Annotated in this window: 17 protein-coding genes; 3 read left to right on the top strand and 14 right to left on the bottom strand. The window is 37.9% G+C overall.

All coding sequences use genetic code 11. The annotated features are described in order from the left end of the window. Positions 1-38 precede the first annotated feature (38 nt). The gene (locus tag H5S41_RS09775; RefSeq protein WP_182603162.1) at positions 39-2072 is read left to right on the top strand and encodes an MMPL family transporter; all 2034 of its coding nucleotides are present in this window, start codon (positions 39-41) and stop codon (positions 2070-2072) included. A 334-nt stretch (positions 2073-2406) separates the two neighbouring features. Here the strand turns inward: H5S41_RS09775 and H5S41_RS09770 are convergent, their stop codons facing one another. Then, positions 2407-3525: a DUF8462 domain-containing protein gene (locus H5S41_RS09770; protein ID WP_182603161.1), complete on the bottom strand. Its 1119-nt coding sequence runs from the start codon at positions 3523-3525 to the stop codon at positions 2407-2409. A gap of 180 nt (positions 3526-3705) precedes the next feature. After that, positions 3706-5079, bottom strand: a complete 1374-nt coding sequence (locus tag H5S41_RS09765) for an NAD-dependent succinate-semialdehyde dehydrogenase (RefSeq protein WP_182603160.1) — start codon at positions 5077-5079, stop codon at positions 3706-3708. 297 nt (positions 5080-5376) lie between these two features. On the opposite strand from H5S41_RS09765, the gene H5S41_RS09760 reads away from it, so the two are divergent. Both H5S41_RS09760 and H5S41_RS09755 read left to right on the top strand, forming a co-directional pair. Next, entirely contained in the window at positions 5377-6189 is an 813-nt protein-coding gene (locus H5S41_RS09760; protein WP_182603159.1) for a pyrroline-5-carboxylate reductase family protein, read from the top strand. 1 nt (position 6190) lies between these two features. Beyond that, positions 6191-6967, top strand: coding sequence for a VOC family protein (locus H5S41_RS09755; RefSeq protein ID WP_035168956.1), 777 nt, complete (start codon positions 6191-6193; stop codon positions 6965-6967). A gap of 114 nt (positions 6968-7081) precedes the next feature. On the opposite strand, the gene H5S41_RS09750 is transcribed toward H5S41_RS09755, so the two are convergent. The 12 genes from H5S41_RS09750 to walK form a co-directional block, all read right to left on the bottom strand. Continuing rightward, positions 7082-7945 carry a GRP family sugar transporter gene (locus H5S41_RS09750; protein ID WP_003665279.1) on the bottom strand — a complete coding sequence of 288 codons (864 nt, stop codon included), beginning with the start codon at positions 7943-7945 and terminating at the stop codon, positions 7082-7084. A 243-nt stretch (positions 7946-8188) separates the two neighbouring features. Beyond that, complete coding sequence (locus H5S41_RS09745; RefSeq protein ID WP_182603158.1) at positions 8189-9361, bottom strand: iron-containing alcohol dehydrogenase; 1173 nt, start codon at positions 9359-9361, stop codon at positions 8189-8191. Between the two features lie 217 nt (positions 9362-9578). Beyond that, the gene (locus H5S41_RS09740) at positions 9579-10121 is read right to left on the bottom strand and encodes an NADPH-dependent FMN reductase (RefSeq protein WP_182603157.1); all 543 of its coding nucleotides are present in this window, start codon (positions 10119-10121) and stop codon (positions 9579-9581) included. A 67-nt stretch (positions 10122-10188) separates the two neighbouring features. Then, positions 10189-10383, bottom strand: coding sequence for a hypothetical protein (locus tag H5S41_RS09735; RefSeq protein ID WP_182603156.1), 195 nt, complete (start codon positions 10381-10383; stop codon positions 10189-10191). A 170-nt stretch (positions 10384-10553) separates the two neighbouring features. Then, on the bottom strand, positions 10554-11033 hold the full coding sequence (rlmH, locus tag H5S41_RS09730; protein ID WP_182603155.1) for a 23S rRNA (pseudouridine(1915)-N(3))-methyltransferase RlmH: 480 nt from the start codon (positions 11031-11033) through the stop codon (positions 10554-10556). 468 nt (positions 11034-11501) lie between these two features. After that, complete coding sequence (gene trpX / locus H5S41_RS09725) at positions 11502-12488, bottom strand: tryptophan ABC transporter substrate-binding protein (protein WP_182603154.1); 987 nt, start codon at positions 12486-12488, stop codon at positions 11502-11504. A gap of 306 nt (positions 12489-12794) precedes the next feature. Further along, positions 12795-13292, bottom strand: a complete 498-nt coding sequence (locus H5S41_RS09720; RefSeq protein WP_153709435.1) for a phosphatidylglycerophosphatase A family protein — start codon at positions 13290-13292, stop codon at positions 12795-12797. A gap of 109 nt (positions 13293-13401) precedes the next feature. Then, positions 13402-14682, bottom strand: coding sequence for a S1C family serine protease (locus H5S41_RS09715; protein ID WP_163705185.1), 1281 nt, complete (start codon positions 14680-14682; stop codon positions 13402-13404). 103 nt (positions 14683-14785) lie between these two features. After that, a complete protein-coding gene (locus H5S41_RS09710) occupies positions 14786-15592 on the bottom strand; it encodes an MBL fold metallo-hydrolase (protein ID WP_182603152.1) in 807 nt (268 codons plus the stop codon). 17 nt (positions 15593-15609) lie between these two features. Continuing rightward, positions 15610-16452 (bottom strand): two-component system regulatory protein YycI, encoded by an 843-nt coding sequence (locus tag H5S41_RS09705; protein WP_182603151.1) that lies wholly within the window; start codon positions 16450-16452, stop codon positions 15610-15612. A 12-nt stretch (positions 16453-16464) separates the two neighbouring features. Next, positions 16465-17760 carry a YycH family regulatory protein gene (locus H5S41_RS09700; protein ID WP_182598420.1) on the bottom strand — a complete coding sequence of 432 codons (1296 nt, stop codon included), beginning with the start codon at positions 17758-17760 and terminating at the stop codon, positions 16465-16467. Continuing rightward, on the bottom strand, positions 17738-19603 hold the full coding sequence (gene walK / locus H5S41_RS09695) for a cell wall metabolism sensor histidine kinase WalK (RefSeq protein ID WP_182598421.1): 1866 nt from the start codon (positions 19601-19603) through the stop codon (positions 17738-17740). Before walK ends, H5S41_RS09700 begins: the two co-directional genes overlap by 23 nt. Between the last annotated feature and the right edge of the window lies 1 nt (position 19604).

Genomic DNA, 19604 nt, shown 5'->3' with positions numbered 1-19604 from the left:
ACGACAATGTGTTGAATTAATAGAGAGGAGAAAATCATTTGGAAAAAATTTTTCAACGTTACGGAAAATTGACAACAGTTCATCCCAAAACTATTTTGGGGGTTGGAATAATTATCATTTTTATAATGTTGTTAGCCGGTTTTAAATTCGGTGGTAGCCTTTCAACAAAGGAACTGGCGATTAATAACACGCCAGCGTCGCAAACTGCTGACTTGGTAAAGAAACACTTTCCATCGAATAATGGTGCACAGGCCCAGGTGGTCCTAAAAAGTCACAGTAAATTAACAACAACAAAAAATCAAAAGTTAATGGGGAAAATAGAAGCCTCGTTAGCGAAGGATAAAAACGTTGCAACGGTTATTTCGCCAGTAATGGGACGGACGTTAGCACAAAAGGATCATGTTGGCTACTTTACCGTTAATTATAAGAACAAGAAAATTACTGACCACGAAACTAATAACCTTAAGCGAATAGCTAGCCATTATGGCAATCGGGATACCCAAATTGAATTGTCAGGAATAAGTCAGAAGGTTGCAGTTAGTGAAGTACCGGAAATTGTTGGTATTTTAGTGGCATTAGGAATCCTTGCGATCACCTTTACTTCTTTAGTCACCGCAGGATTGCCAATCATTTCGGCATTAGTTGGTTTACTGACGGGAATTGGTGGTGTTTTCTACTGTGCTAAGTTCGTTGATGTTCCTAGCTATGATATTTCCTTAGCAGCGATGGTCTCATTGGCTGTCGGCATCGACTATGCCCTTTTCTTAGTAGCAAGGTATAAACAAGAACGTCAGTACGCGGAGAGAACTCAGGCCCTGATTAATGCAGTTCAGTATACCGGTCCTTCGATTGTTTTTGCTGGAGCAACGATTGTAATTGCATTGTTAAGTATGAACGTCCTGGGAATTGGGTTCTTAGGAATCATGGGAAACATGGCAGCAATTGCTGTAATTAGTACCGTGTTAATAACCCTTTTATTAGTGCCAATTGCTTTACAGTTGTGTCCAGCAATTGGTCGACCAAAGCAAGAACAGAATAAGCGATTCTTACCAATTAAATTCATTAAGAATGCGGTAGTTAACCATAGTGTTATTACCGTATGCTGCAGTTTATTAATTTTGATTTTAGCAGCACTACCAATTCAACAGATGCACCTTGGATTACCTAATGACGGTTCCAAACAAGTAAATACTACTGAACGGCGAGCCTATGATATCAAAGCTCGTGCCTATGGTGCAGGAAATGATAGCATGTTAGTAACGGTGATTAGGAATACCCAGAAGCCACAGTTAGCTTCTAATTACGTTAAAGCTGTGCAAGATCAATCTAATGTTAAAATGGTAACCCCTATTATTCCGTCACAGGATGGTAAATATTTAATGCTTTCTGTTACACCAAAGACAGATTCCAATGACATTAATACAGAAAAATTAGTTAAAAATCTTCGTAAGATTAAAGTTGACGGTCAACAAATAAAGGTAACAGGTAGCACAGCAATGAATATTGATATTTCAGAAAAATTAAATTCTGTTCTACCCAAGTTCTTATTGATCATTACTGTTTTTGCTTTTATCTTACTAGTGATTGCTCTGCGTTCATTAGTCATTCCACTAGTTGCAGTGATTGGCTTTATCTTATCGATAATTGCAACACTAGGGGCAGTCACTTTCACAATTCAAGAAGGACATTTTGCCGGATTGCTACATTTACCTGGAAAAACAGCAGTCTTAAATTTCCTTCCCGTTATTACTATCGGTATTCTATTCGGTTTAGCAATGGACTATGAAGTATTCCTTGTTCGTCAAATTCATGAGGAATACCTAAAATCAGCTAATAATATATCATTGGCTGTTGAGCGAGGGTTATCTAAAGTGGGAAGTGCAATTATTGCAGCTGCTTTGATTATGATTACGGTATTTGCTAGTTTTGCTTTTACTGATGAGATTATTATTCAATCAATGGGTCTTGCACTAGCATTTGGGGTATTCGCCGATGCCTTTATTGTTCGACTATTATTAGTTCCAAGTATGATAAAACTGTGCGGCAAATTAAACTGGGGCACAAAGTTATAAGATTCAGCACTGTATTCTATCAATGATACAGGTCAAATAGATAATATTTTTAGGCGGCTTGATTGCGGAATTGTTTCGTGGTCAAGCCGTTTTTCTAGTCAAATTAAGTGCGTTTAGACCTTGCTACTTATAAAGTGACCTCCAGTTAGCTAACGTTGTGTCCCCAATTTTGTACTTTCTAGCTGCTTGGGGAATGTCAATTTTTAGTGCATCTTCTAGAATAGACCGCTTTTTCGTTATTGAGGATTTAGATTTTCTTCCCACAAGAAAAAAGCCTCTAAGTATAAGATGAGTCTTCTATTTCCTCTATAATACTCAGAGGCAATTATAGCCATTAAATAAAGTGTTCTTCATTATATTGGTTAACAAACTCCGCAAAAAACGGCATTGTAAATTCAACAAAGCCCCGTTGTGGTGATGAAATTAATTGGTCGTCCATCAATCGGGCACGATAAACTGACACATAGTTTGCTGGGCGTTTTAATAACTGTTGTAACTTATTAGTCGAAACAATGTCAGTCCCCGTTTCAACCATAGCATTAATAAATGCCCGATCGGTTTTTGAGAGATCCATATACATTCGTTCATAGGCATTTCTAAAAAGGTCAACTTTTGAGGCAACTAAAGTTTGCTTTAATACCCCGTCGTCTAATAATAGTGATTTCTGGCTATAGCGCCAAGCATAGTAACCAATTGTCTGAAAAGCATAAGCATAGCCTTTAACCGCCTCACTCATTTGATTTAACACGACATAATCGATCTCGCGATTACCACTCTTGAAGGCTTGTTCGTAACTTTGTGAAACTGATTCCGCATCTAATGGCGATAAATAAATTCGGTGACTCCGCAAGAGAAAAGTCAATGTATTATCATTTTGTACTTCAGAAACTCGACTAGGTAACCCCGTCATTAACAGCGAAATATCAAAATCATCGCCAATCAATGTTTGGTATTCGGAACCGAACGCTCGCACGTCATCGCTAATTTCGATCTCATCAATTCCTATTAAGACTGATTTTCCTTGGTTTTTTAGCCGGGCTAGTAACGCCGGAATATAATCATCGTAATCAATCTGATTAGCCGCGTGCATGGAATTTAAACTAATACCATTCCCCATTACATTTAACCCATTGATACTCTTCAACATATCAACCAACGATATTCCCGCTGCCCGCTGTAGCGCGTGCATTAACTGAAATAGCAAATTACCTTGCCCGTTATTTAACCGGATAAAGCACCAATTATCTAATTTTTTTAATTCTTTCTGAACATTTAACAGGAACACTGTTTTCCCTGCCCCTCTTGTACCGTACACTAGCGAAGTTTGGTACTTAGCATCATGAGCTTGTAGACCAGTGAGATAGTCTGTTAGTGCTTGTTGCTGGTCAATGACAATTTTTGGAAAACGACCAAAGCTAGGCATAAATGGATTAAGCATATTTTTGTCAGGCATCTTTTTATACTTCCTTTATAATTGTTTGTTATTGTTTTATAAAACTTTTATAATTAACTATTTTCATTTTATAATTCCTTTATAAAGCTTACAAGAAAAATAACCAATAATCCCTGCCTTGGACGATATTTCCTGGGAAATAAAAAGCGCCATTTCAATTAAGAAATGACGCCTTAAATGTTAATGACGTGCTTCATAAATTAAGTGCTTATTCATAAATTCTTCAATACCGTAACCGCTAAGTTCACGGCCATAACCGGAATGCTTAACGCCACCAAATGGTAATTCTGGTAACGAGGCCCAACCATCATTAATCCAGCTCATCCCAGTTTCAATTTGCGCCGCTACCCGCTCAGCATGATCATAATCTTTACTAAACACGGTATTTCCTAAACCATAGCTTGAATTATTTGCTAGTTCAATAGCCTCTTCTTCAGATTTAACCTTATAAACTGACGCTACCGGACCGAACATCTCTTGATCAAAAATTGGATTATCTGGCGTAATGTCGGTCAAAATTGTTGGCATAAAGAATTGTCCTGATAAGTCCACTGGCTTATTTCCGTAATAAACCTTGGCCCCGTTCTTTACGGCTAAGTCAACCTGTCCTTGAAGCTTATCCTTGGCTTTCTTTGAAGACAAGGGAGCTAATGTAGTGGAAGGGTCAAGCGGATCACCCATTTTAACTTTTGAAAAAGCATCCTTCATTATTTCTAGAAAACGGTCATAATCTTTTTCAAGAACGATAAACCGTTTTGATGAGGTACATACTTGCCCTGCATTATAGAGCCGTGCTGCTGGAGCAACTTTTTCAACGAGATTCCAGTCAGCATCATCCAAAATGATAAAGGCGTCATTTCCGCCTAACTCCATCGTATTCTTCTTTAAGTTTGCGCCAGCTTCTTTAGCGACAGTAGCACCACCACGTTCAGAACCCGTTAAGCAAACTCCTGCAACCCTTTTATCAGCAATTGCTTTATTTACTTGGTCGTAAGATAAGAAAAGATTGGTTAAACTGCCTTCAGGAGCACCCGCTTCTTTAACGGCATCCGCAAAGGCTTGAGCAGAAGCCGGACAATTTGAAGCATCCTTTAAAATCATTGGATTACCAACGATAAAGTTAGGAATGAATACCCGTGCAATCTGATAAAATGGGAAATTCCATGGTTCAACTGCAACAAGGGTCCCTAATGATTGCTTAATAACCTTTGCCCGACCACTAGTTGTTGCAATAATATCTGGTGCTAAAAACTTATCAGCGTGTGCTACATAATAATCACAAAATGAAGTACATAGGTCGACCTCGCCTTTCGCTTCACCGATTAATTTACCCATGTCTTTTGTCATAATCGTTGCATATTCTTCACGTCGCTCACGTAGAATATGCCCAAGGTTTAAGATTACCTGCTTACGTTCCTCAAGGTCATTATGCTTCCGCCAATCTAAGTATAGTTGATGGGCTGTTGCTAATGTCTGTTCTAATTCTTCATCTGTAGTATTTTCAAATGTCTTCTCAACTTCATTAGTATATGGATTAATTGTTTGATATGCCATAATTGTTCCTCCTTAACTAAGCGCTTACATTTTATAACTAATCAATAGACCAATTCAACTAATTTCACTCTGATTTTTTCAACATTTGATACTAGTTAAGTTCATTACATAACAATATATCGTTATAAAAAGTGTGTATGTCTAGTAAATGCTAATTATTAAAGCACTCCTTGTTCGCTCACAAATTTCACCTATACCAATTAGTGAATTTAAAATTTTACAAAAGTCTTTTGGTTAGCGTCTTATACAAAAATAGGCTAGGATTAATTTAGATACATGTAGAAAGGATGTTTTTCAATGGCAATCAAAATTTATGCATTCGGTGGCGGTCAAATGGTTGAAGCAATGCTGCGAGCCGCTTTAAAGAAGGGAATCATAAAAGCTGAAACCACAGGAGTTACTGATATTTCGGCTGACCGAGTCAATTATTTAACTGATACTTATCATCTTCAAGCAAGTCAACAACCTGACTGGACAGCAATTACTACTGCTGATCTTGTAATTCTTGGTGTACGGCCACAAGACGATTGGCAGCAAATCATGAAAGAACTAGTCAACCATGATTATGCCAAGGACGTCCTTTCAATTATTGCCGGAGTGACCGTTAAACAACTCGCTAGTCAGGCTGATCTTTTTGCAATTACGCGGATCATCCCCAATACTTTGACTGATGTTGCCATGGGTTATAGCGGTGTCGTTAAAAACGATCGAGCTAATCAAACTGTCATTGAAGACTTTCTAAATAGTTTTGGAAAAGTCGATTACATTGATGAATCCTTGCTAGATGTATTTACTGGATATGGCGTGGCCGGACCAAACTATATCTATAACTTTCTAATTAGTTTTACAAACGCAGGCGTGCTTGCCGGAATGCCTCGCCAACAAGCAAACAAACTTGCTCTTGAGAATTTACGCGCAGCCGCTGCATTTGTAGAACAAAGTGGTAAACATCCTGCCGAATTACTTGATATTAATAATTCTGCTGGCGGAGTGGGTATCACAGCTCAGCACGAGTTAGACAAAAGCTCTTTTTCAGCCGGAATCGAAAATGCTGTCCTTGCTGCTGTTAAACGAACAAAGGAATTAGGCAAACAGAATAAGGGTGATTAAAATGACAGAAACGTTAAATTGGGATCATACAATGGTCGATGTAACTAATCTACAAGATGCAATTGATTATTTTAACTCTAAAGGGCTAGCCTTTACCCCTGGTGGTCATCATGAATATTGGGGAACGAAAAACGCACTAGATTATTTTGGACTTAACTATATTGAACTCTTAACAGTCGCCAATAAGGAAAAAGCTAAGGCATTTCCATATGAAAACAACTCAGCAATTCATGATGCTGTTGAGGATTATTTTGCTGGTATTCAGCGAATCACAACAATTGCCATTCGGACTGATAACATCGAAGAAACCCACCGGCGATTAAAGGGACTGGGCCTTAATGTCGGTGATATTACTGATGGAAAACGGATTGATCCTGCTGGCAAACTCATTCAATGGAAGATTTTCTATGTCGATGACGAACTTGTTAATCATTTGCCTGCCCCATTCTTTATTCAATGGAGTGAAGATGATGATAAACGTCGCGAAGACCTAAAGAAACAGGGATTAATTAAATTCCACCCAGCCGGCGACCTCTTTGTTAAACAAGCTATCTTTAATGTTAGCGACCCGGAAGAAGCAGCTAAGCAATGGTCAGCCCTCTTACAAGCAGAAGTAGTGAGCGAGGGTGATACCTATACAATCAATATTGGAAATAAGCAACTTGTCTTCACGGCTGGCGTTGAAAATCGATTATTTAAACTTATCTTTCACGGCGCAAAGCAACCTGAAAAACTCCAACTTGGACAAATTAGGTTTGATCTACTTGATAAGAAATAGCACAATATAACCTGGGAAATAATATAAGACTAAAAAAACGCGTAAAATCGGTTAAAAAGCTGATTTTGCGCGTTTCCTCTCTCATTTATTGATATTACCTAAAATCTTCAATAATTAATTAGCAATTACTGTTAAAATACTACCAATTACAATTAGGATAATTCCAACTACTGTATATATCATTTCTCGCTTGGTCTTGGTTTCATGCAAAAGTAGGATACCACCAAATGTTGAAATAATAACATTCATTTGACCAAAAATTGAAGCAGTCACTACTCCAAGAGCTTTACCAACAAAAACATAGGCAAAGTTACCAATCCCCCATGAAAGTCCTCCTAAAATATTTAAGTATTGTTCTTTTTGCTTAAATGCTTTAGCGTTACCCGAACAAATAGTATAAATTACTGAACCAAGTAAAATTCCTAATACTTCTGGTAGGAAAATACCCTGACTACTTTCATGAGCAACCTGTGGCATTTTAGGAAAAATCGAATAAGCACAGTAACCAATTGTTGTTACTAATAAAAATAATACCCACTTAGTCGAAACCTTTTTATCCGATGTTCCGTCCGAAATCGAGGTTAAAACAGCCCCAATAATTACAACTACACACGCTGTCAACCCAATACTTAATGCTCTGGCTCCTTGCCATTCATCAAAGAAAAAGATGCCGACAAACGACGTCATAACTAACACAAATGCTGAAGAAAGGGGCATCGTATTTGAAACTCCCATATGTTTAAACGAGATAAACTGACCAACCTGTCCAATTGTCCATAAACAACCGATCGCTAGCGAGAACCAAAAAGCAGTTACACTGACGGTTGGTTTTGTTATCAAATATGCAATAATTCCCACAATTGAAGCTCCAGCACCGATTCCAAACATTTGATTAACTGGTGAACCACCAATTTTACCAGTAATTAATGGCATCGCACCCCAACCAATTGCTGGAATTAAAGCAAGTAAATATATCATTTTCTCTTTTCCTCTTATTCTCTCTTAGAATAATTTTTATTATAGTTTCAAAAGAATACGCTTGCAAGTAACTTTGTGAAAAAAATTCAAAATATTAAGAATTAAAAGTAGACAAAAAAAGAGGGGGACAGAATTAGCTTGGCTAGTTCATAGTCCCACCTCCGTAAGGTTGGCTGGCAGTTTAATACGTAAAACAGTAAAGAGACTGAGCTGATTTCCAGCCTCTTTGTGTTTATTTACTTATTAGTAAATACCATCGTAAGCCTTTTGGTAAAGCTTTACAATGTCTTCAACAGTACCCTTACGTGGGTTAGAGAAGGCATTACCATCCTTGAGGGCATTCTTAGCCATCATTTCAAAGTCTTCTGGCTTAGCACCAATTTCCTTGATTGATGATGGAATACCAACAAGCCGGCACATTTCACGCATACCGTCAATTGACTTTTGAGCTGCTTCGTAAAGGGTAAGACCAGTAGTGTCAAAGCCCATTACCTTAGCCAGTTCAGCAAACCGTTCTGGACATGCGATTAAGTTATATTCTTCAACAGTGGTCAAGAGCAAGGCACAGCAAACACCATGAGGAGCATCATATTGACCACCGAGTTGGTGAGCCATTGCGTGGACATAACCGAGGTTAGCGTTATTGAAGGCCATTCCGGCAAGCATTTCAGCTTCAACCATCTTTGTCCGTGCTTCAACATTGTGACCATTAGCAACTACTTCTGGTAAAGCAGTTTGGATTAATTGAATTGCTTCTTTACATTGACTATCAGTAATTGGATTGTGGTCAACTGAAACATATGGTTCGATGGCTTGAACAAAAGCGTCACAACCAGTAGCAGCAGTGATGTCTTGTGGAATATCAAGCATTAACATTGGATCGTTGAATGATACCAATGGAATATTACGCCATGAAACAACAACGAACTTCAAGTGTGTCTTTTCATTTGTGATAACAGCGTGACGGGTTAATTCTGAACCAGTACCTGCTGTTGTGTTAACAGCCATTAATGGTGGAAGCGGATTATCCAAAGTTTCAATTCCGGCAAGCTTTGAAATGTCGTCACCGTTAGTTAAAACAATTCCAATACCCTTACCACAATCATGAGCAGAACCACCACCAACAGTAATGATTGAGTCACAATTTTCATCTTGGTACATCTTCTTACCAGCTTGAACGTTACGAATCTTAGGGTTTGGTTCAACACCAGTAAATACAACGTAATCAACACCGGCCTTTTCCAACGCAGCAGTTGTTTGCTTAACAGGACCGTTATCAATCTTAGATAAACCTTCAGTAGTAACGATTAATGGCTTGTGCATATTGAGCATCTTTGCACGATCACCAATTTTAGCAATAACACCAGGACCAAAGAAGTTAACGCTTGGCATTAAGAAATCAAATTGTCTATTCATTAAAATACCCTCCTCATGGCATTTGAATACGATACCATTATCATGCAAGCGTTTTAATTTTGCAATAGAAACATTTTGATTTTTGGCGCATTATCACCCAATTTGTAATAATAATTTTGCCTAATCCACTACAAAATCACGCTGTTTGTCATAATATTCACAAAATCAGTCATTTTTGCAATAATGTCCTACAATAATTTGCTACTTCAATCACAAACTAAAACAATTCATTTTCAAAAGCAGTACCAAGGAGTGCAACTTGTGAATTATATGTGTTTAGTTTACGATCAGCAGTCGCAATTGAATCATCCGGCATTAAGCTAATTTGTAAATTAACAGGAAGCGGCGTCATCTTCAAGCCAGTTATAACCAGTTTCATTGCAATTTGTGCTTGCGGTCCGCCATGTCCGCCAAATGTTACTAGACTAACCGGCTTGTCTCGCCATTCGTTACCTAAATAATCAATAGCATTCTTCAAAACTGCTGGATAGCCCCAATTGTATTGCGGAAAAACAAATACAAAACCATCATAGCTTTGAACCAATTTGCTCCATTTCCGTGTCTTTTCGTGAATATAGAGTCCCAAATAAGGAATTTTAGGTTCATTCATCATCGGTAAATCAATCTCTTTTAAGTCAATAATGTCAAATTGAACCTTTGTGCTTTTCTTTAGTTGAACTTTTAACCAATCAGCCACTTGCATACTCCGCCGATTGGGACGAACACTGCCAACAATAATTCCAACTTTTTTCATTATCATTGCCTCCTTTTAATATCTTCATTTTAATAGCTTTTTTGAAAAGGTAAAAGAAAAACGAGGAACTGAGCTAATCCCAGTGCCCTCGCTTCTTATGATAAAATGACCAATCAATTTTATATTTTGGACGTTTTACCTGCCACCAAGTCCGCAACTGTTTTGCTCTAAATTGGTAGCGTTCAAATTCATCGTTCTCAATTCTTTTCTCGGCAGGTAATGTCAACGGTGTTTCAACCGCTATATTCGCACTTGCCCTTCCTTGCATGGCAAATATCCCTGCTGCGACTAGTATCCCAAAAAGAATTATTTGATAACATTTAATCCTTATTTTAAATCAAATCCTTCAATCCTCATATCGTAATCGTCTGTCACTACAATTACTATACCACCTTCACCGGCTTTAAATAATTGCCTAAACAAAACTCAATAAATTCTTTACTTATGATATGGCAAGCCATTAATAATGGTAAAAGCCCGATAAATTTGTTCACTTAAAACTAAACGCATTAACTGGTGCGGTAAAGTAAACCGTCCAAATGATATTTGCGTATCTGCTCGTTTCAGGACTGCTGGACTTAATCCTAATGAGCCGCCAATCACAAAAGTAATATCACTATGACCATAAGTCGTTAATTTATTGATCTCTTTAGCAAATTCTTCAGACGTACGTTCTTTTCCCTTAATAGCAAGCGCATATACATATTCGCGGTCTTTAATTTTATCAAGGATTCGTTCTCCCTCTTTTGCCATCACTTCATCCATCTCAGCTTGGCTCAATGATTCAGGCGCTTTTTCATCAGGAACCTCGACAATTTCAAATTTACAATAGCGTCCTAGGCGTTTACCATATTCAGCAATTCCCGCCTTAAAATACTTTTCTTTTAATTTACCCACACCAATAATTTTTATATTCAAGATATCCACTACCTTCCACAGTTTATCCACAAAGTTATCCACAGGCAATTATGGAGTTTAATACTTTTTCCGAATGTTCGGTTAGTTTTTTATTAAAAAAGCGTTTTCTTAAAAATAACTTATCCACAGTTATCTACAGGAACGGTTGTTCATCATCGACTTGTAAATCCCTTGTGTCTGTAAGGATACATAATCGCAATTATCAAAATAATCCACTTATCCACATTATACCAGCTAGCCTGTGGATAAGTTTTGAACAACAATTTTTACTAATATACCAACATTTATAAAATTAATTTAAATTTAGCGCTAGTTATCCACCGACTTATCCACAAGTAATTTCACAGTATTATTTTAACGTATTTCTAACGATTTACAACACAATCTGTGGTAAACATACAACGTAATGTCATCTGACGAATATTAAATTATATGATTTTTAGATTATTCGGGATTTTTAGCTTCAAACTACTTAAAGACAATTCCATGTTGCTCTGCTTCTTGCTGGAAACCTGCTGGAACCTTTATTCCTAGCTTATGAGCCTGCTTTAAATTAAGAACAGGTTCTCCGTGATGATAATCATTAACTGCCATCTTCCCTACTTTTTCACCCTTTAAGATGCGGGCGGCCATTTTTCCTGCAGCTTTACCTTGTCCATATTGACTAAGACTAATTGACGCTACTCCGCCATCTTTTACCATTGTATCGGCACTAGGAAAGACCGGTTTATTTACTGCATTCGCATTTTTTACTAATACTCCCATCGATCCGGCAATTATATTGTCACTTGGAACAATGACAGCATCAACCTTACTCAACATTGTTTGCGAAGTCTGATCCAGTTCATTAGCATTTGCGATCGTATAAGTTTTTAAATTAACGTGTAATTTACGTGCGGCTTTAACCATTGTTTGATACTGGCTTTCAGAAGACGTATCACTCGATGTATAAATTACCCCAAGCGTCTTAATATCCGGTATAAACTTCTTTACTAACGCAACCTGTTGTTCACTGGGATTAACGTCATGCACGCCAGTAACATTGCCACCTGGATTTTTCTCATTCTTTACTAGCCCGGCACCAACCGGATCACCAATTCCACCCATTACTATTGGAATATCCTTAGTTGCATTAGCAAGAGCCTGGCAAGCCGGAGTTGTAATGCCGACAATAACTTTTGCATGGTCATTTACCAACTTGTTTGCCATCGTATTTAGATTTCCTTGATCGCCATTCGCATTCTGATATTCAATTTTTATATTCTTTCCGTTTCGGTATCCTTCTTCTGCTAAGCCCGCAACAACTCCCTTCTGTATTTGATCTAACGCTGGATGATGTATCATCGTTAAAATCCCTACTACCGGCTTTGTGGTTCGCTGATGAAGTTTTAAAAGTCCAAAATAGCCCCCAACTATAACAATTCCGACAATAATGTATCTCATAATCCGTTTCATCACTATCTCCACCTTTCAAAATAAAAAGGAGCTCCACGTTCGGAACTCCCACTATTTTTCAGTGAAATAGAAAAAGCCCGTACGTGAAATCCGTACAGGCCCTGTTTGTACATGATAAAGAAGCCGGTACAGATATAATCTGTGAATTAACCCAGGTCATATCTGTACAACAGCTATCCCTGAGTTACCGGCTTTGCCAACTATTATTCAATTGGAAAGTTTGATAGCTCATTTGCTTTACTCCTCATAAACGAATTAAGTTTAGTTTAATGGCAAGTAATTTAAAAGTCAATGAGATTTTTTTAATTAAGCATATTGATGGGCAATTTTTCCACAAACGGCGGCCACTATTGCAGCAAGAATATCATCAATAAATGTATTTACGTGAACCTTATCATGGTCGAATTTTGCGATAATACCATTCTTTACCCTGTCGAAGTAGCCAAAGTTGGTTGTGCCGATTGTCCCATAGATATTAGCAATCTGTAAGGCAAGGGTCTCGTCTACCCCAAACACCCCCGCATCGTTTTTTATAATGCTTGCTAAGGGTTCGTCTACCTTCCCTTCTTCAGTAAGCCGGTCAAGCTCAAGGGCGACCATCGCACTATTTAGTAATTCACGCTTATGCATTGTATCGATCAGGAACTTTTGACAAGTTTCTAACGTTAAATCTGGTTCAAAGTCTTTTTGGGTTTCATATACGATTTTAGCTAGTTCATTTAAGTCTACACCACGTTCTTTTAAGCGGTTTACTACAAATTCATATGCTTTTGTATCGGGGTATTTAAACCGTGGATTATTCATTTTACCCACCATCCTTTATATTAATAATCTATATTATACCGCTCTTTAATCGGTGGAGTTTAATCTTAAAAAGGCTGAGAGTTTTGTTTTCTCCCAGCCTTTAATCGTTTTAATTATTCTCTTGTTGTGAATCATCGGTTGACGTTGTATCAGCGCTCTTTGTTAAGTGCAAAGTAGCCGTGTGTTCCTGACCATCATGGTAGTATGTCACTTTTGCTGTTTCACCAACCTTGTACTTATATAATGCAGCCTTTAATGAACCTGTATCTGTAATCTGAGTATCGCCAAGTTTTGTGATAACATCATACTTCTTTAATCCAGCAGTATCTGCAACTGATCCGCTATTTACATCCATAATTACTACCCCTTTGCTTACGCTAGTTGGTAGTTTCAAGACTGATTGCTGTTGGTCTGAAGTTACATTACTAAGATCTACCATGCTAATTCCTAATGATGGACGGGTAATTTTTCCATTCTTAATTAACTGGTTGATAATTGTTACTACTTCATTACTTGGAATAGCAAAACCGATTCCTTCAACTGAGGATCCCTGTGTATCTGAGGAAAGTTTCATTGAATTAATTCCGATAACTTGACCAGCCATGTTAATCAGTGGACCACCGGAATTACCAGAGTTAATAGCTGCATCAGTTTGAATAACCGATGTTAACGTTCCATCAGTTCCAGCCTTTAACGTCCGATCTTTTGCGGAAATAATCCCTTTAGTTACCGTGTTGGCATATTCACTTCCCATTGGTGAACCGATTGCTAGAACATCTTGTCCCGGAACAATTGAGTTAGAGTTACCAAAGGATGCGATTGTTTTAACATTTTTAGCATTAATCTTTAGGACAGCTAAGTCTGTTGCCGAGTCAGCACCAACTAAATCAGCATTAACTTTTTTACCATTGCTTAGAATTACTTGAAGGGCATTTGAACCTTTTACAACGTGGTTATTTGTTACAACATAAGCAGAGTCACCGCTCTTTTTATAAATAACTCCAGAACCTTCACTAGCTGTTTCTAGCTTATTATCACTTGAAGAGCTGCTACTGCTGCCATTAGCACTGCTATTGCCATAACCAAAAATACCTAACGTACCATTTGACTGTTGAACTTTTTGCTTATTAATAACACTAACGACAGCACCTTGGACGGACTTATACGCTTGTGAAGCCTCACCATTTAAGTCCGCTTTGTTTTTATTAACCTTTGTTCCGCCAGACTTGTTAGAACCCGTTGGAACCCGGGTACTTGCTACTTCCTCATGATGTTGTACTAAGTTGTTAATTCCTAATGCAATTCCACCACCAATCAGGCCGGCAAGTAATCCCACAACGATTACTCCCAGCCATAAGCGGTCTTTAAAAGCCTGTTTTATTTTCTTCATCAATCAACCCTCCGATTAAAGAATTGCTATCTTCAAATTACAATTTAAATATGAAAAATATTTGAATAAAGTTAATAAAAAACGTGATATCTTGGTATTTTTCCTATAACGTCATTAATTTACTAGGAGCTTCCGGCTCGGCATCTTGTAATTTAAAGTCATGATCAACACCAAAATCATGCTGTTCCATTAAACTTGCAACCGTTAAGTGCGCCAAAGAACGCATATTATTATGCTGGCTACGATGGCCGAGAAAGATTTCTTTAGTTCGTTGACCAATCACACTCATTAATGCATCTGCGCCTTCTTCATTTGAAAGGTGACCTTCATCCCCCAAAATCCGTTGCTTTAGCGGCCATGAATAAGGACCCATCCGTAACATTTCTGTATCATGATTGCATTCCATTACGTAAGCATCCGCATTTCGAATTGTTCCTTCAACCCGGTCAGATACGTACCCAGTATCTGTAAGAATACAAAAAGTTTTGTTATTATGGTGGACCTGATAAAACTGCGGTTGAGCTGCATCATGCGATACGGCAAAACTTTCAATATCCATGTCACCTAAATCTTTAACAGTATTAGGGGCGATAACGTGCTTTTGTTCTAACGGAATCTTACCAACCTTATCAGCCATCGCTTGCCATGTTCCCTCATTGGCATAAACGTCCATTCCATAACGACGAGCTAATACCCCGACACCATGCGTATGGTCACTGTGTTCATGCGTTACGAAAATTGCATCGACATCTTTTAATGACCGATCAATCTTTTTCATTAAGTTCTCAATTCGCTTACCGCTTAACCCGGCATCAATTAAGATTCGATGGTTACGCGTTTCCAAGTAAGTTACATTTCCTGTACTTCCACTCGCAAGTACACTATAACGTAATGGATCCGTTTCTGTCACTTAAAGTTCCTCCTCAATTACTTATTATTTAACGAATTAGTATTCACACTATCTGGTGTCTCTTTCATTACCGTACTATTAAATGCATTAACTTGTAGCTGCTGAATTGCCCCTGAGTTTTTAGTCTTAATTTCAACAATCCACGTTGGAACATATACTGATTTGTCATCCGTAGTCGTGTTAAGCAATTTAGAATAACTTAATGTAGCCCATCGAATTCGGGAGTTATTTGGTATTTGGTTATGTTTATATAGCCAAGTAATTGCCCTTCGTTGACTAATGGTATTTGACCGTTGACGTAAAACTTCTACATCTTGTAGATAAGTCTGGGTATAGCCAGTTACCTCATGATCAGAATTTATCCGAAAACGAATTTGTCCATCATTTGAAATTAACGGCTTGTCTTCAAGGACCTGAGTGTAGACAATAGTATTTTTATCAGATAGTTCTTTATTGTAACGATAGTGATCACCTAAGCTAACCATCTTTTTATTTTTTAGTAGCCGGTTAATCCGTTGAACCGTATTATCTGCGGAAACTTTAATTGGTTTATCAAACTCACTCGTTAATGTTCCAGATGTAAATCGAAAATTCTGATTGTGTAGCTTATCTGATTCTTGTTCTAAAATCCCACCATCTGTTGAGCGTTTTCCAGCAATGTAATATCCTGTTTGCTGCTTGTTAGAAAGATTCCCGTAATTAATTGAATCGTTACGCATTTCTTTAAGAACCGCAGATTGTCGATTTTGTTGACCATTCGATACTGTAAACCTAGTTTCTAAAATTAACGAACTACCAACAAAAATATCAAAAAGCAGAAAGGCGAGGATAAATATCCATTGAATACGTTTAAAATTCATTCATTACCCCTCCTACTTTTCCAATTCCGTGTACTCAACCCAATGACCACGATATTTAATAAAGTATGTTGGCACCAATTTAACCACATGATTGTTAACACTGTTGCTCTTCCAAATATATCCAACACGCAAGTCTTTAATATCGCGCATTCGATTAGTAGCGTGTAATTGGTTAATAACATCAGTACTTGACGGAAGTTTGACCATCTGGTGATCGATTGGCAGCGGAACTTGTAAGCTATACAAGCTCAGCCAATATCGTTCATTACCGCTACTAGTTGACTCTAAAGTTACCTCACCATATCCATCGTTATTAAAAATCGGGAAACTGTTAACATACGCACGATAGTTTAATCGCCGGCCTTGTTCACTTACTTCGTCATACCGTAAATTATCAAGCGGCATCCCGATTGCGGTCAATTTATTATAGAAGTGCGAAAAAATCTGACTAGTTGATTCACGGTCATCCTTGCTTAAATAATTCTCATACTTAAGAGTTCCGTTCTGACGATTATAGATTAAACGGCGGTTGGTCCCATCAGTATATGTCGTCTCATTTCCGTTTTTATTAGCGGTGATCGTTGTATGCTGATTAGTGCTCATCAAACTAGCACTTAACGTATCAATGTTTTGCGCAGTAATCTGATATCCTAGCTCCGGTAATTCAAACGAGTGCGGATACATCATAACGGCAACTCCATTAATAATCTTATGGTCGACCGGTATCTGCTCCATTGACGTTAGTAAGCGCCTAATATGGCTAAAGTTTCCCTTTTCAACTCGTACACGGTACACACTATAATGATGATCCCCAAGTAAATAAATTTCATGCTGTCCATTCAATGGAATAACAATATGGTTAATCTGATTTACCCGGTCTGTATCAATCGATTGCGAAAATGTTTCATTAAATACAGAACTAGGAACTTCATCAGGATATGTCAGCATTAATGAATTTCGACGGCGCAAATAACTTAAATACACGTCACTGTTATTCTGCTTGACAACATTTGTCCGTCCCAGTTTCCAACTCTCTAATTCTCGTTTTACACTTAAAATTAAATTGGCTTTAGGGCTATGGAGCTGATTCTGGTTGCCTTTTTTGTTTGTCTCAATTGCTTTTGTCGGTAGGTAAACATCTCCCATTGATTGCGGAGTGTATTGCGACTGATTATTACTATAACTCTCGTGTCGCGCCCCTTCATAAGGAAACGGATTTGTCCAAACAATCCATGAAATGAATAAACTAAGAAGCACAACAACCGTTAAAGCGATTGATTGCCAATTACTTTTCAGTTTCCTCATCATCCCAGTCTTCCTCCTCGTAAGGTACATATGGCAAGGAAATATAGAATGTCGAGCCCTTGCCTTCTACACTATCAACCCAAATTTGTCCGCCAAGCATATTGATAACTTCCTTAGAAATAGCTAAACCAAGGCCGGTTCCACCTTGTTTCCGGCTTCGTGCCTTATCAACCCGGAAGAAACGGTCAAAAATACGCCCAAGATCTTTGCGGGGGATTCCTAATCCCTGGTCAGTGATACTCAAAATAACATGATTATGCGTTTCTAATAAGCGCGTAGTAATTACTCCGCCATCTGGTGAATACTTAATGGCGTTATTCATAATGTTATCAATTACCTGAGTGAATTTATCAGTATCAATTTCAACCCATAAGTCCTTTTTAGTAAAGTAACGTTCGATGGTATACTTCTTCTTTTTTGGATCTTCTTCTTTTTTGATAATCATATCGAAGCGATCCAAAATATAGTTAAAAAGCTCATTAATATTAACGTATTCCAGATTAAGCTTTGTTGTTCCTGCATCCATCCGTGACAAACTCAAAAGGTCATTGATCATCCGAATCATTCGATCAGTCTCATCTTGAACAACTTTTAGAAATTTCGGTGCTATTTCTTTATCCTGCCAAGCACCATCACTTAAGGCATCAACATAACTACGTACACTCGTCAATGGTGTTCGCAACTCATGAGAAACATTTGAAACAAACTGCTTTCGTTCACGTTCTTCTTTTTGCTGACTAGTAACATCATGAAGCACACAAACCAGTCCGCTTACAAATCCGGATTCACGTTGAATTGGTGAGAAATAAGCGTTCAAAATTAAATTATTTCCAGAATTGGACATATCAATGATCATTTCCCGCTGCTCGCTATTTACAAGCTGCCGAACGGTATAATCATGCCGAATATCTAAAACATCAATGATTGATTTACCGATTAAATCGTCTTCGTTTTCAACGCCAAGTAATTGCAACGCCATGTTATTAACAATCGTCACGTTTCCGCGGCGGTCAGTTGCCAGCACCCCATCTGACATATGCGATAGGATACTATCTAACCGCCGACGTTCTGAATCAGTTGACTCCTGAGCTTCTTCAACTCGGACTGATAAATTATTAACTGCTCCGGCTAACTGTCCTAGTTCATCATTTCCTAAAACTTTTACCTGTCCAGAATAATCACCACGGGCAATCCGCAATGTTTGTTTACGCATTTCTTCAATCGGCCGCGTTATTTCCTGGGAAATTATTATTGCCAAGATCAAACTAAGGACAATCGTAATCATGGCAGCAGAAAGATAAACAAAGGTAATGTTATTAATATTAGAATAAACACTCTCTAAGCTAGCACGAAGATAAACAGCTCCAACAACGTTATTATTACTATTATCAACCAGCGGGATAACGTTTACGTAATAGCGTGTATGATTAGAGTTATCATATAAGTTTTCGGTATGCGAACGATTATTTAATAGGGTCGCTTTGATTGCTTGATCAGTCGTCTTTTGACCAATTGCTCCCCGATTATCCGCGTTACTCGTCCCGCGAACAACACTCTTACTGTCAACAACCCGAATTTCAGAGATGTTATTATTATTAACTTCAGAAAGGATCTGATTAATCTGCTTATTCGCCTTTTTGGTATCTGAACGAGCCAGTTGTTCTGCTAAAGAATTATCGACATACGATGGTAATTCAATTGTTTGTTTAAACGTATTAAGGTTTTGGTGTTCCAATTGACGCACAAAAACCGCCCCCACACATTCAAGCGTTAACATCAAAATTAACACAAATACGAGAGCGATTTTAAACCGAATCGATTGATAAAATTTTAATTTGCTGTTCACA

Source organism: Limosilactobacillus albertensis, assembly GCF_014145555.1.
Classification (GTDB): Bacteria; Bacillota; Bacilli; order Lactobacillales; family Lactobacillaceae; genus Limosilactobacillus; species Limosilactobacillus albertensis.
The sequence above is the reverse complement of the archived record's forward strand: the minus strand, read 5'-3'. Positions and strand labels throughout refer to the sequence as shown.